This window comes from Mannheimia haemolytica (assembly GCA_900638155.1).
In the GTDB taxonomy this organism is placed as follows: Bacteria; Pseudomonadota; Gammaproteobacteria; order Enterobacterales; family Pasteurellaceae; genus Mannheimia; species Mannheimia glucosida.
Map to the genome: position 1 here is coordinate 931,676 of LR134495.1, position 13,157 is coordinate 944,832.

The window sequence follows — 13,157 nt, forward strand, 5'->3', positions numbered from 1 at the left end:
AGTGAAAAATAACAAGCGGTCATTATCTGCAAAATTTTTGCAAATAATGACCGCTGGTGTTTAAGAAGCTTATTTCACGGTAATTCGTGCAAATTTACGTTTACCTACTTGGTAAACAAAAGTGCCTTTTTGTGCGGCTTGTTTCACATCTTCCACTTTTTCACCATCAATTTTAACCCCGCCTTGTTGGGCTGAGCGAATTGCCTCTGAAGTGGACGGTACTAAGCCGGCTTCTTTCAGTAGAGCCGCTAGGCCGATTTCACCCTCAAAGGTAAATTCCGGCATTTCATCGGGGATTGCCCCTTTTTGGAAGCGGTTGATAAATTCTTGTTCTGCCGCATCTGCTGCCGCTTCATCGTGGAAACGGGCAATAATTTCTTTGGCAAGCAGAATTTTGACATCACGCGGGTTTTTGCCATTTTCAACATCCGCTTTTAATTGTGCAATTTCGTCTAATGGACGGAATGAAAGCAGGTTGTACCAATCCCACATTAAATCGTCTGAAATCGACATAATTTTACCGAACATTTCGCTTGGTGCTTCGGTTACGCCAATGTAGTTGCCGAGCGATTTCGACATTTTTTTCTCGCCGTCTAAGCCGACAAGTAGCGGGAGTGTCATTGCCACTTGTGGTTTCTGACCGGCTGATTTTTGTAACTCACGTCCAACTAACAAGTTAAAGGTTTGGTCTGTACCACCTAATTCCACGTCAGCTTTCAATTCTACCGAGTCGTGGCCTTGTAGTAGCGGATAAATAAATTCGTGGATTGCGATCGGTTGTTGGTTCGTGAAACGGTTTTTGAAATCTTCACGTTCTAACATTCGAGCAACGGTGTAGTTGGAGGCTAAGCGGATCATACCTTCCGTGCCTAATTTGCCTAACCATTCAGAGTTGAATACGATCTTGGTTTTTTGTGGATCTAAAATTTTAAAGATCTGTTCTTTGTAGGTTTCGGCATTGCGTAACACATCTTCACGGCTAAGTGGCGGACGGGTAGAGTTTTTTCCTGATGGATCGCCCACCATACCGGTGAAATCGCCGATTAAGAAATAGACTTCGTGCCCGAATTGTTGGAATTGACGAAGTTTGTTCAGTACAACAGTATGGCCTAAGTGAATATCCGGTGCAGTTGGGTCTGCCCCTAATTTAATACGCAATGGACGGTTTTCTTTTAATTTGGTAATTAAATCTTCTTCTGAATAAATATTTTCCACGCCGCGTTTAAGTTCGGCAAGAACTGAGTCGATAGCTTGAGTCATTTATCTTCCTTTTAGTCTTGAATATAAAAAATGGATCTATTATAGCGGTATGAATTGAAATTGATAGGCTATAGGCGAAAAAAAACGCCGTATTTTGTGGGGGAATACGGCGTAAAGAGTTGGAGTGATTACCTATTATTTTTGAAGTGATTTAATGATAATGATTATCATCTATTAAGTCAATACTTTTTTTGAAAATTTTCAATAAGAATTATTCTCATCAATTAAGTAAGATGGATACTACGGCAATTAGTGAAGAATGTACAGCGGAATTTTCGTATTGTAAGAGTGTTGGTAAGCGGTATTTTTAGAAAAAACCTCCGAGAGCGGTTATTTTTCGGAGGTTTTTTACAAATGAGGATTTACATCGTTGAAATGTATTTCAACATCACCCCCGCTGCAATCGCAGAGCCAATCACGCCGGCAACGTTTGGGCCCATTGCGTGCATTAACAAGAAGTTTTGTTTATCGTACTCTTGTCCGACTTTGTTTGATACCCGTGCAGCCATCGGCACGGCAGAAACACCCGCTGAGCCGATAAGTGGGTTGATTTTGTGCTGACTAAAGCGGTTCATTATTTTCGCCATAATCACACCGCTTGCAGTGCCGATCCCAAAGGCAATCACGCCCAATACTAAAATGCCTAGTGTTTGCGGTTGTAAGAATTTGTCTGCGACCAATTTTGCCCCCACCGATAACCCTAAGAAAATCGTCACGATATTGATTAACGCATTTTGGGCGGTGTCGTTTAAGCGTTCTACTACGCCACTGGTTCGCAGTAAGTTGCCAAAGCAGAACATTCCCAATAACGGTGCAGCATCCGGCAGTAAGAGTGCCACTAATAATAGCAACACGATAGGGAAAATAATTTTCTCACGGTTGCTTACATTACGGAGCTGAACCATTCGGATTTTACGTTCTTGCTCGGTGGTTAAGGCTTTCATAATCGGCGGCTGAATCAGTGGCACTAACGCCATATAAGAATAAGCCGCTACCGCAATTGCACCTAATAATTCAGGGGCAAGTTTGCTGGCAAGATAAATTGCGGTCGGACCGTCTGCCCCGCCGATAATCCCAATCGCAGCGGCTTGTGGCAATGTGAAGTCGATAATGCCTAACCAGTTTAGCCCTAATGCCCCTAGTACGGTAGCAAAAATTCCAAACTGAGCTGCCGCCCCAAGCATTAACATTCGAGGGTTGGCAAGTAAAGGTCCGAAATCGGTCATTGCCCCGACCCCCATAAAGATAATAAGCGGAGCAACGCCGTAGCCGATAGCGACTTTATAGAATAATGCCAACACACCGGCGGTATAGCCCATATCGCCAGCCATCACTTCAAGCTCATTTTGAACAGAGGGAGAAGTCAGTGCGATAGCATCTTTAATCGAATGCAGATCAAGGCTTGTACTGTTTACCTTAGCAGCAATAATTGCCAGTTGCTCGGCAGAACCGCTGTGGAGTAAATTGTCTAATGCCGTCATTGCCATACCGGCTTCCGGAATGTTTGACATCAAACCACCAAAGCCAATAGGCAGTAGTAAAAGCGGTTCGAATTTTCGGGCGATGGCAAGCCAAAGCAACACTAAACTGATGACAATCATAATCGCTTGCCCCAGTTCTAAATGCATTAGCCCCATACCTTCAAAAAGTGCAATAATACTTTCCATACCCGACTCCTAGGCAATACTCATTAAAGTATCATTTACCGCCACAACATCGCCTTGTTTGACATTAATGCCTTGAATCGTGCCGGATTTTGCCGCACAAATTTGGGTTTCCATTTTCATTGCTTCAAGAATCAGTAGCACATCACCTTCCGCAACTTGTTGCCCCTCTTTCACTTCCACTTTCAAAATATTCCCTGCCATTGGAGCATTCACCGGTTCGGCATTGGCTGGCGGTGTATTTGCAGATTTTGGTGCAGAATCGACCGCTTGTGGAACAGGAGTGGCTGGCGTTGGGGCGATATTGGTAATATCGCCCCCTTCACTGACTTTCACCACAAAGGCTTTGCCTTCAAGCTCAACAGTATAAACGGCTGAACCGGATTGTGCTTGAGCTTTTGGTGAGGAAGCAGCGGAGGCTTGTGCCGGTTTTACGTCATCAGAACTTGGCACAGGCTCAAAGGCAGACGGATTATTGCGGTTTTCCAAATATTTCCAGCCCACTTGTTGGAAGAGTGCCACAATCAACACATCATCAATGGTATTTTCAGAAAGTGTAATGCCTTTTTCTTTTGCAGTTGCAGTCACTTCTGCCACTAATTTTTCCAGTTCCGGTGGAAGATGATCGGCTGGGCGGTCGGTAATCGGCTCTGCACCCTCAAGTACTCTATCTTGTAATGCTTTATTCACGGGAGCAGGTGTTTTACCATATTCGCCCTTTAAAATCCCTGCGGTTTCTTTGGCGATAGTTTTATAACGTTCGCCCATTAACACATTCATTACCGATTGCGTGCCGACAATTTGTGATGTTGGCGTAACTAATGGGATATAGCCCAAATCTTCACGCACACGAGGGATTTCTTGTAATACCAAGTCTAATTTATCTGACGCATTTTGTTGCTTGAGTTGGCTTTCGAGGTTGGTTAGCATACCGCCCGGCACTTGGGCAACCAAAATACGGCTATCCACACCACGGAGCTGTCCTTCAAATTTTGCGTATTTTTTACGCACATTACGGAAGTAGGCAGAGATTTTCTCCAGAGCTGGAATGTTCAAGCCGGTTTCATACGGCGTGCCTTGAAGTGTGGCAACAATAGACTCGGTTGCCGGGTGACCATAAGTTCCGGACATCGATGAAATGGAGGTATCAACACCATCGACACCGGCTTCAATCGCTTTGAGCAACGCCATTTCAGCCATACCGGTGGTTGAATGGCAATGCAGATGTAGCTCAATATCGTAGCGTTTTTTAATTTCGCTCACTAATTCATAGGCTGCCATCGGCGTTAAAATGCCCGACATATCTTTGATCACCAACGAATCCACGCCAATTTCCAATAATTGCTCGGTTACATCCAACCACGTTTGCAGGGTATGAACCGGGCTTGTGGTGTAACTCAACGTGCCTTGTGCGTGTCCGCCGTGTTTTTTGACCGCTTGTAATGCCGCTTGCATATTGCGAGGGTCGTTTAGGGCATCAAACACACGGAACACACTCATCCCGTTTGCAACCGAACGCTCGACAAATTTATCTACCACATCATCGGCATAATGGCGATAACCCAATAAGTTTTGCCCACGCAGCAGCATTTGCATTGGGGTTTTCGGCATTGCTTTTTTCAGCTCACGCAAACGCACCCACGGATCTTCGCCTAAAAAACGAATACAACTGTCAAAAGTTGCTCCGCCCCAAGTTTCTAACGACCAATAGCCGATATTATCCAGCTCGGCAGCAATCGGTAACATATCGTCTAAGCGTAAACGAGTCGCAAAAAGGGATTGGTGTGCATCACGCAAAACCACATCGGTAATCGCAATTTTTTTCGGTTGAGTTGTCATAATCAAATTCCTTCTAATTATTTTATTTTTGAAATCTTGTTAATGTTGCCCGTTAATTCGACGATGATGAGCAATCGCAGCGGCAATCACAGGGCGTAAACGCTCTAAATCATCTGGGGGAGATTGAGGCACAGTTTTAGAGGCTGGAATAGAAACAGGTTCGGGGAAATATTGATTGATAATCTTGGAAATAAAGCTGATGGCATAAATTAAAACCAGCAGGAACAGCATAACAAATCCCATTCCGGCTACCATTAAATTTATACCTTCCGCAAAGAGTTCTGCAGGTGCCATAATTTATCCTTAAAATGTAGAAATGATGAAGAAAATGTAGAAAAAATTCAGATTTATTTCAAATTATTTAGCCTCAAAATGAGTGGTAGATCACAAACTTTAAACGCAAGCGGTCAGATTTTACAAATTTTTTACAAGAGTAGTTAAAATTTGCAAAACCTGACCTTAGGTTAGCTTGAAGCTAAGTCGTTATGCCATTAGCCCCGAAATATATTTTGAAAGGGTCATTGCACTTAGCACCGCCATTAGAATCACCACAATCGCCCCTGAAACGGTCATCCACACAGGGTGTTTGTAGTCGCCCACAATCTTGGTTTTGTGAGCTGCCAGCAGAATTAACCCGAGGGAAATCGGTAGAATTAAGCCGTTAAGCGTCCCTACAAACACCAAGACTTGTGCCGGTCTGCCGATGGTTGCCAGCACGGCGGTTGAAACCACAATAAAGGCGACAATGAAACAGTTTTTGTGTTTTTCGATAAATGGCGAGAATGAAGTAATGAAGGAAACCGAGGTATAAGCCGCCCCAATCACAGAGGTAATGGAGGCTGCCCAAATCACCACGCCGAAGATCATCAAACCGACATCGCCGGCAACGTGGGCAAATGGGGTAGCCGCAGGGTTTTTCGGATCAAGTTGCACGCCCATTGACACCACGCCCAGCACCGCTAAAAACAGTACCACACGCATAATTGAGGCGATTAAAATGGCTGACACCGAGCTTTTGCTCACCTCTTTTAAGTTCTCTTTGCCTTTAATGCCGGCATCAAGCAAGCGGTGCGCACCGGCGAATGTGATGTAACCGCCAACGGTTCCGCCGACCAGCGTAACAATCGCAATTACGTCTAATTTTTCCGGCACAAAGGTATGTACCACCGCATCGCCCAGTGGCGGATTGGCTTTTACGGCAACGAAGATGGTCAATGCAATCATCACAAAGCCCATTACTTGCGCAAATCTGTCCATCACTTTGCCCGCTTCACGGAACAGGAATACGCCCACGGCAATCGCACCGCTGACAATTGCCCCCATTTCCGGCGACATTCCCGTCAAAATATTCAGACCTAAACCTGCCCCGCCCACGTTACCGATGTTAAAGGCTAAACCGCCCATCACGATAAGCAGAGCTAAGAAATAGCCCGCCCCCGGCAACACGGCATTAGCAATGTCCTGCGCCCGTTTTTCTGACACGGCAACAATGCGCCAGATGTTTAGCTGTGCGCCGATATCGAGCAGAATGGAGAGCAAGATCACGAAACCGAAGCTGGCGAGTAGGGTTTGGGTGAAGGTGGCGGTTTGGGTTAAGAACCCCGGCCCGATGGCGGAGGTCGCCATTAAAAATGCTGCGCCGAGTAGGGCGCTACGGTTGTTGTTTGACATTGTGTTTTTCCTTTTTTTGTTGTGAATTAGTCATTATTCGTAGATTTATCACGATAATATTCCCCTCTTTAGCAAAGAGGGGTTAGGGGAGATTTGGCAGTAGAACTAATCAAAGTGAGAGAGTTAATAATGCTCAATTTAACCTCTGAAATGACCTTATTTTCTCCGTAAATCACTTCTGTCAAATCTCCCCCTGCCCCTCTTTTCTAAAGAGGGGAGCTTGATCTTTACCCAATCAAGTTCTGTATTGGTTTCACTTTTGCAAATTCTTAGCTAAATATAACCGCTTGATGTTGTTAGGCATTAGTGACCAAAATCCCCTTCGCTTCCAATTCCTCCCGAATCCGTTTCGCAAACACCACTGCGTGTTCGCCGTCACCGTGTAAACAAATACTGTCGGCTTTAATTGCCACATTACCGCCCTCAACGGTCGGCACTGTGCCGTCTAGCACCATTTGTAGCACCTGATTGATCGCCTCTTCATCGCTTTCGACCATTGCATCAGCTCGGGTACGGGGAACGAGCGAGCCATCGGCTAAATAGTGGCGGTCGGCAAAGACTTCGGAAATGGTTTCCAAACCGTGCTGTTCGGCAACACTTAGCATTAGGCTACCGGATAAGCCCATCAGTTTGAGCTTAGGGTCGAACTGTTTGATGGTGTCGGCGATAAGGGTGGCAAGGTGAGGGTCTTTGGCGGCCATATTGTATAAAGCCCCGTGCGGTTTAACGTAGCTCATCGGCACGTTTTCCGCATCGCATAAGGCTTTGGCGGCTCCCAGTTGGTAGAGTAGGCAGGCTTTGAGTTCATCATCGGGCAGTTGCATATTGGTTCGACCAAAGTTTTCTCTGTCCGGAAAACTTGGGTGAGCGCCAACCCTTACGCCGTTTTCCTTTGCCCAGCGAATTGCTTTACGCATTTCATTGTAATCACCGGCGTGCAAGCCGCAGCAGACGTTTGCTGAGGTGACGAGTTGTAATAATGAATGATCGTTGCCACAACCTTCGGCAAGATCGACATTTAAATCAACGTGCTTCATTGGCTTTTCTCCGAATAGTGTCTAAATAATTTTGATCTTTTTGATAAATTTCGACCGCTTGTTCACGGCTCACCTGTTCAAATTGCACCGTTGAGCCGAACGGATTTTGTGCCAGTCGTCCGAGATCGGCTTGAATAATGCAGGCAATTTTCGGATAGCCGCCGGTGGTTTGGGCATCTGCCATCAGCACAATCGGCTGACCGTCCGGTGGGACTTGCACCGTGCCACTCGGGGCGGCGTAGGAGAGCATTTCAAGGGAAGCGGTCAATTCCAACGCTTTTTCTGCAAAACGGTAACCCATACGGTTACTGTTGTTTTGTAATTGCCACGCTTGTTGCCAAAAGCGTTCTTGGCTATCTGCGGTAAAGGCTTCATATTCGCTCGAAGCGGTTGCCCGAATGCGTGAGGTGAAATCAATCGGCGCAATTGAAAGCAAGGAAAGTCGGCTGTCTCTGCGCCCTGTGGCAATGCTGTCGCCCGCTTTTAACATTCTGCCTTGAAAACCGCCAAATTGGGCTTTGAGATCGGTACTTGCCGAACCTAACACCTGCGGTACCAGAAAACCGCCTGCCACGCATAAATAGGCATAATTGCCGAGAACAATCCGTTTGATCGTCAGCGTTTGACGGGCGTTGGCGGTATAGCGGTAATAGGAAAATACCGGCGTGCCGTCCAGCTCCGCCTCTACCAATGCACCGGTGAGGCAAAACGGCGTGTCGCAATCAAAGGTAATCCGCATTCCGCCAAGCGTAAGTTCAATCGCAGGCGCATTATTGGCATTTTTTAACAATAAATTGCCCGCTTGTAGGGCAAGGCTGTCCATTGCGCCACCGTGACTCACCCCTAAATGGCGATAACCATAACGCCCTAAATCTTGAATGTGGGCAAAACCCTGTATTTTTTCGATATAAATCATAGCGTTATACTCTCTGCCACAAATCTAACATTATCGCCGGCTGTAAGTAGCGTTGGCGGATTGTGTTGAATATCAAACAACGGCAATTCGGTTCGTCCTAACAGTTGCCAGCCACCCGGTGAGGTAAAGGGATAAATGCCTGTTTGACTGCCACCGATGCCGACCGAACCGGCAGGGACTTTGGTGCGAGGCACGTTTCGGCGTGGGGTGTGTAAATTTTGCGGTAAGCCGTTGAGGTAAGGAAAGCCGGGTTGAAAGCCGATCATAAACACGGTGTAAGTCGGTTCGGTATGACGGCGGATAATCTCTTCGGGAGTGGTATTGTGGAATTGGGCGACTTCAAACAGATCTTCGCCAAATTCACCGCCGTAATGGACAGGGATTTCAATCAGACGTGGGGATTGTGTGGCTTGGGCTTGGTCGTTTTCCCAGAGTTGTTGAACTGCTTGGATAAGGCGTGCGCTATCGGTGCCGATGGCGTGAAACAGGGTAAAATTGTTCATTCCTACCACCACTTCTAACACGCCGTCTAAGGCTCTTGCCTGTTCTGCAATGCGCCAAATCTGTTGCTGTTTGGCAAGCTCGGCAGGCGGTTTGACTAAGCAGAGCAGGGAATGTTCGCTGGTATGATAAATCGTCAGCATAATTGCCCTCAAATTGTTACAAAAAGGTAACAACTTTTTACGCTGATATATCCAGACTGTCAATTTTATTTTGTTGAAAATGTGAAATAGCTCTTATTTTTCAGAAATCTGATCATTTCTTATTCGCCAAAACGTTGCAAATCTGGGCTTACCTGATTCTGTTATCCCTCGATATTTATAGGTAATGATTGAGCCTATTGGTGGTGGATTTTCTCGATCTTTATCCTTAAACCCCGAGCCGATGCGAAACCGCCCTCGTTGATTTTCGCAAGTTATTGCCCCCATTTTGTCGGCATATTTCCCCTTGCCTTTATGATGAGCAACGACAGTGCATTCTTCATCTAAAACCGGTTTGATTTTCAAAATTTGGGCAGAACGACCTTGAATATAGCCTGCATTCGGGTTGCGAACGATAACCCCTTCGCCACCTTGTTCCAGCACAGATTGGTAAAATTGTTGAAGGTGGGCTTTATCTTTAATCGGAATTTGCTCAATAATAGCGATATGGGGCGTTGGATGTTGCTTCAGATAATTTTCTAAAGTTGCCAACCGTTCAATTAAATTCCCTTGTGCGTTTGGTACATCGAACACCTGTAATTTCAGCTTGTGCCAACCTTTGGGCTGAACGGAACGCACAATGCTTGAAATTTCCTCGAACTTTCCCCGTTCGCTAAACAGTTCGCCATCAATCGCAAAGGGCGGAAAATCTTTGATAAAATAGTCGGGCGGATTGAGCGGATAACCTTGGCGGCTGATAAGTTGTTTGCCGTCCCAAAAGCCTCGCACGCCATCAAGTTTTTCTGACATTACCCAACCGTTGAGCTCTTGATCTTGATATTGCCCAACCAGCATTAACTCGGGCGATTTGGCAAAAATAGGGTTACAAGTGAAGAGTAGGAATAAGAGCAGTTTTTTCATAGAGTCTCCGAAATAGTGCCTACGAATATGCAAGGCACTATAACGGAAAGTGTGCAAGCGGTCAGAAATGAATCGTAATTTTTCGACGCAGATCGCAAAATTTTCCGAAAAACTTATTCACAATCCTTGTCAGGATTGTTCACAGCTTCGCTGCCGTTGGCAAAGCCAACGTTCAAAAAGCGATGCTTTTTGTGACCTTTTGTGTGAGAAATTTAACGCACTGTTTGAATTAAAGCAGAAATATCTTCGCTAAAGGTTTCCAACTTCGCCATTTCCTTAATTTGGTTATGTGAATATTTCTTCGCATTGTACACAACTACCATACTCACATCGCCCACTTGCAAGAAATTACTTTCGCCAAAAGGCGTGTAGCGTGTTGCCCCAATACTGATAATCGCTTTAGTTGGGTAGTTCGCCTGTTTTAGCATTTCGGCAATGTTATTCATTGGGCCTTCATCAGGCTGATTGTTCATTCTCTCTACAATCCAATCGAGCAATTTTTGATGGAAATAGCTGTACTCCACCGCAGGGCTGTCAATGCCGTAGGCATTCAGTTCACCGTTTCGTTTATGGAAACAGGCAATATTGTAATTATCTAGTGTACTGCCTTTGTTGAAATTATCTAACGGAAGGTGAGTCGCAGAAAGCCCTTTAGAAGAACCGCCCCAGTTTTTCTTTTCGCAGATTTTATTCGCATTCGGACGGCGGATAGAGCAATCATTGTAAGCCGCAAAATGGGTTGGAGTGAGTGAAACCACCTGCTGATCTTGGTAGCTAATTTCACAAATTAACGCCACTTCCGGCTCAATTTGCAGATTATCAGCATCACGCGGGAAATTAATCGCCTCGCTTGAAAGTGGGTAGGTGGATAAAAACTGGTAGTTCCCCAAATTATCCGCCGGCACATAAAACGGGAAAATCGCCTTTGGCTGTACCGTTTCCGCTGTTTTCACTTTCGCAAAATCCGCTGCCTCGCCCGCTTGTTCCAAATGCCCGGCAAAATTGCCAGCGACGCCTAAACCGATAAAGTGTTCCATAATCTACTCCTTAATTGGTAAAAGTTGGATAAAATTTTACCGCTTGTAACAAAAAATTGCGAATGTTTATTTTGAACTGATTTATTGAATTGAGATTAAATTTAGCCATATTTTGAACATAAAATTAGCGCTTTGTTATAAAAATAGGCAAGCGGTCATTTTTTTCAAATTTTTTACAAAAACCACTTGCGTTGTTTTTGTTTTTCCCTATAATACGCAGCACACAACGACGCACTGTTGTGAACGATTTAAAATTGATTTCCAGTGCGTCGTTTCTTTTTGTTCTTTAACAATTTATCAGACAATCTGTGTGGGCACTTGTTGATTGACTTGATTGAAAATATTTTTTTAATTTTGAAGTCTTAATAGGTGCTAACTAGAAATTCATTACTTTCGTTTAACCTGATTTTAATTAGGTTTAAATTTGAAAGTGCGATTTTATGTCAGCAGTATTGAGCGATTAAACTTTTTGAATTGAAGAGTTTGATCATGGCTCAGATTGAACGCTGGCGGCAGGCTTAACACATGCAAGTCGAACGGTAGCAGGAAGAAGCTTGCTTCTTTGCTGACGAGTGGCGGACGGGTGAGTAATGCTTGGGAATCTGGCTTATGGAGGGGGATAACTACTGGAAACGGTAGCTAATACCGCGTAATGTCTTAGGACTAAAGGGTGGGACCATTTGGCCACCTGCCATAAGATGAGCCCAAGTGGGATTAGGTAGTTGGTGAGGTAAAGGCTCACCAAGCCCGCGATCTCTAGCTGGTCTGAGAGGATGACCAGCCACACTGGAACTGAGACACGGTCCAGACTCCTACGGGAGGCAGCAGTGGGGAATATTGCACAATGGGGGGAACCCTGATGCAGCCATGCCGCGTGAATGAAGAAGGCCTTCGGGTTGTAAAGTTCTTTCGGTGACGAGGAAGGCGACTGTTTTAATAGAACAGTCGATTGACGTTAATCACAGAAGAAGCACCGGCTAACTCCGTGCCAGCAGCCGCGGTAATACGGGGGGTGCGAGCGTTAATCGGAATAACTGGGCGTAAAGGGCACGCAGGCGGTTGTTTAAGTGAGGTGTGAAAGCCCCGGGCTTAACCTGGGAATTGCATTTCAGACTGGACAACTAGAGTACTTTAGGGAGGGGTAGAATTCCACGTGTAGCGGTGAAATGCGTAGAGATGTGGAGGAATACCGAAGGCGAAGGCAGCCCCTTGGGAATGTACTGACGCTCATGTGCGAAAGCGTGGGGAGCAAACAGGATTAGATACCCTGGTAGTCCACGCCGTAAACGCTGTCGATTTGGGGATTGGGCTTTAAGCTTGGTGCCCGTAGCTAACGTGATAAATCGACCGCCTGGGGAGTACGGCCGCAAGGTTAAAACTCAAATGAATTGACGGGGGCCCGCACAAGCGGTGGAGCATGTGGTTTAATTCGATGCAACGCGAAGAACCTTACCTACTCTTGACATCCAGAGAACCTTGTAGAGATACGAGGGTGCCTTCGGGAGCTCTGAGACAGGTGCTGCATGGCTGTCGTCAGCTCGTGTTGTGAAATGTTGGGTTAAGTCCCGCAACGAGCGCAACCCTTATCCTTTGTTGCCAGCGATTCGGTCGGGAACTCAAAGGAGACTGCCGGTGATAAACCGGAGGAAGGTGGGGATGACGTCAAGTCATCATGGCCCTTACGAGTAGGGCTACACACGTGCTACAATGGCGTATACAGAGGGCGGCGAGCCAGCGATGGGGAGCGAATCTCAGAAAGTACGTCTAAGTCCGGATTGGAGTCTGCAACTCGACTCCATGAAGTCGGAATCGCTAGTAATCGCAAATCAGAATGTTGCGGTGAATACGTTCCCGGGCCTTGTACACACCGCCCGTCACACCATGGGAGTGGGTTGTACCAGAAGTAGATAGCTTAACCGAAAGGGGGGCGTTTACCACGGTATGATTCATGACTGGGGTGAAGTCGTAACAAGGTAACCGTAGGGGAACCTGCGGTTGGATCACCTCCTTACCAAAATCGAGAACGACAGCAAGTGTTCACACAGATTGTTTGATAGATGAATGAGAGAAGATGAGTGAAAGATAGCCATTCAAGCGGTGAAAATCTTGAAGATTTTTACAAAATTGGCTAGAATATTTTACTCTCAAATGGCAAAGTGGAAAGCATCTTT

General features: G+C 45.8%; 10 protein-coding genes and 1 rRNA gene. 1 reads left to right on the plus strand and 10 read right to left on the minus strand.

Features of this window, described 5'->3' with window-relative positions; genetic code table 11:
- Positions 1-69: 69 nt before the first annotated feature.
- The 10 genes from tyrS to EL242_RS04850 all read right to left on the minus strand — a co-directional run bounded on the left by tyrS (position 70) and on the right by EL242_RS04850 (position 10,986).
- Positions 70-1,260 carry a tyrosine--tRNA ligase gene (gene tyrS, locus EL242_RS04805; protein ID WP_126301714.1) on the minus strand — a complete coding sequence of 397 codons (1,191 nt, stop codon included), beginning with the start codon at positions 1,258-1,260 and terminating at the stop codon, positions 70-72.
- Positions 1,261-1,622: 362 nt separating this feature from the next.
- Positions 1,623-2,927, minus strand: coding sequence for a sodium ion-translocating decarboxylase subunit beta (locus EL242_RS04810; RefSeq protein WP_126301715.1), 1,305 nt, complete (start codon positions 2,925-2,927; stop codon positions 1,623-1,625).
- Between the two features lie 9 nt (positions 2,928-2,936).
- Positions 2,937-4,763 carry a sodium-extruding oxaloacetate decarboxylase subunit alpha gene (oadA, locus tag EL242_RS04815; protein ID WP_126301716.1) on the minus strand — a complete coding sequence of 609 codons (1,827 nt, stop codon included), beginning with the start codon at positions 4,761-4,763 and terminating at the stop codon, positions 2,937-2,939.
- A gap of 39 nt (positions 4,764-4,802) precedes the next feature.
- Positions 4,803-5,057, minus strand: a complete 255-nt coding sequence (locus EL242_RS04820; protein WP_006250475.1) for an oxaloacetate decarboxylase subunit gamma — start codon at positions 5,055-5,057, stop codon at positions 4,803-4,805.
- 189 nt (positions 5,058-5,246) lie between these two features.
- Positions 5,247-6,434: an NRAMP family divalent metal transporter gene (locus EL242_RS04825; RefSeq protein ID WP_126301717.1), complete on the minus strand. Its 1,188-nt coding sequence runs from the start codon at positions 6,432-6,434 to the stop codon at positions 5,247-5,249.
- 296 nt (positions 6,435-6,730) lie between these two features.
- Positions 6,731-7,471: a 5-oxoprolinase subunit PxpA gene (gene pxpA, locus EL242_RS04830; protein WP_126301718.1), complete on the minus strand. Its 741-nt coding sequence runs from the start codon at positions 7,469-7,471 to the stop codon at positions 6,731-6,733.
- Positions 7,458-8,387 (minus strand): biotin-dependent carboxyltransferase family protein, encoded by a 930-nt coding sequence (locus tag EL242_RS04835; protein ID WP_126301719.1) that lies wholly within the window; start codon positions 8,385-8,387, stop codon positions 7,458-7,460. Before EL242_RS04835 ends, pxpA begins: the two co-directional genes overlap by 14 nt.
- On the minus strand, positions 8,384-9,031 hold the full coding sequence (pxpB, locus tag EL242_RS04840) for a 5-oxoprolinase subunit PxpB (protein ID WP_126301720.1): 648 nt from the start codon (positions 9,029-9,031) through the stop codon (positions 8,384-8,386). The genes EL242_RS04835 and pxpB overlap by 4 nt, the downstream gene beginning before the upstream one ends.
- A 93-nt stretch (positions 9,032-9,124) precedes the next feature.
- Positions 9,125-9,949 carry a DNA ligase gene (locus tag EL242_RS04845; protein ID WP_126301721.1) on the minus strand — a complete coding sequence of 275 codons (825 nt, stop codon included), beginning with the start codon at positions 9,947-9,949 and terminating at the stop codon, positions 9,125-9,127.
- Positions 9,950-10,161: 212 nt separating this feature from the next.
- Positions 10,162-10,986 (minus strand): DUF5718 family protein, encoded by an 825-nt coding sequence (locus EL242_RS04850; protein ID WP_126301722.1) that lies wholly within the window; start codon positions 10,984-10,986, stop codon positions 10,162-10,164.
- A 471-nt stretch (positions 10,987-11,457) separates the two neighbouring features.
- Between EL242_RS04850 and EL242_RS04855 the strand changes: the two genes are divergently transcribed.
- Positions 11,458-12,997 (plus strand): 16S ribosomal RNA (locus tag EL242_RS04855).
- Positions 12,998-13,157: the final 160 nt, after the last annotated feature.

Excerpts from the sequence above, each read along its gene's own strand:
- EL242_RS04850 (WP_126301722.1), bottom strand. The coding sequence starts at position 10,986 with ATGGAACACTTTATCGGTTTAGGCGTCGCTGGCAATTTTGCCGGGCAT.
- EL242_RS04820 (WP_006250475.1), bottom strand. The coding sequence starts at position 5,057 with ATGGCACCTGCAGAACTCTTTGCGGAAGGTATAAATTTAATGGTAGCC.
- EL242_RS04810 (WP_126301715.1), bottom strand. The coding sequence starts at position 2,927 with ATGGAAAGTATTATTGCACTTTTTGAAGGTATGGGGCTAATGCATTTA.
- EL242_RS04845 (WP_126301721.1), bottom strand. The coding sequence starts at position 9,949 with ATGAAAAAACTGCTCTTATTCCTACTCTTCACTTGTAACCCTATTTTT.
- oadA (WP_126301716.1), bottom strand. The coding sequence starts at position 4,763 with ATGACAACTCAACCGAAAAAAATTGCGATTACCGATGTGGTTTTGCGT.
- pxpB (WP_126301720.1), bottom strand. The coding sequence starts at position 9,031 with ATGCTGACGATTTATCATACCAGCGAACATTCCCTGCTCTGCTTAGTC.
- tyrS (WP_126301714.1), bottom strand. The coding sequence starts at position 1,260 with ATGACTCAAGCTATCGACTCAGTTCTTGCCGAACTTAAACGCGGCGTG.
- pxpA (WP_126301718.1), bottom strand. The coding sequence starts at position 7,471 with ATGAAGCACGTTGATTTAAATGTCGATCTTGCCGAAGGTTGTGGCAAC.
- EL242_RS04835 (WP_126301719.1), bottom strand. The coding sequence starts at position 8,387 with ATGATTTATATCGAAAAAATACAGGGTTTTGCCCACATTCAAGATTTA.
- EL242_RS04825 (WP_126301717.1), bottom strand. The coding sequence starts at position 6,434 with ATGTCAAACAACAACCGTAGCGCCCTACTCGGCGCAGCATTTTTAATG.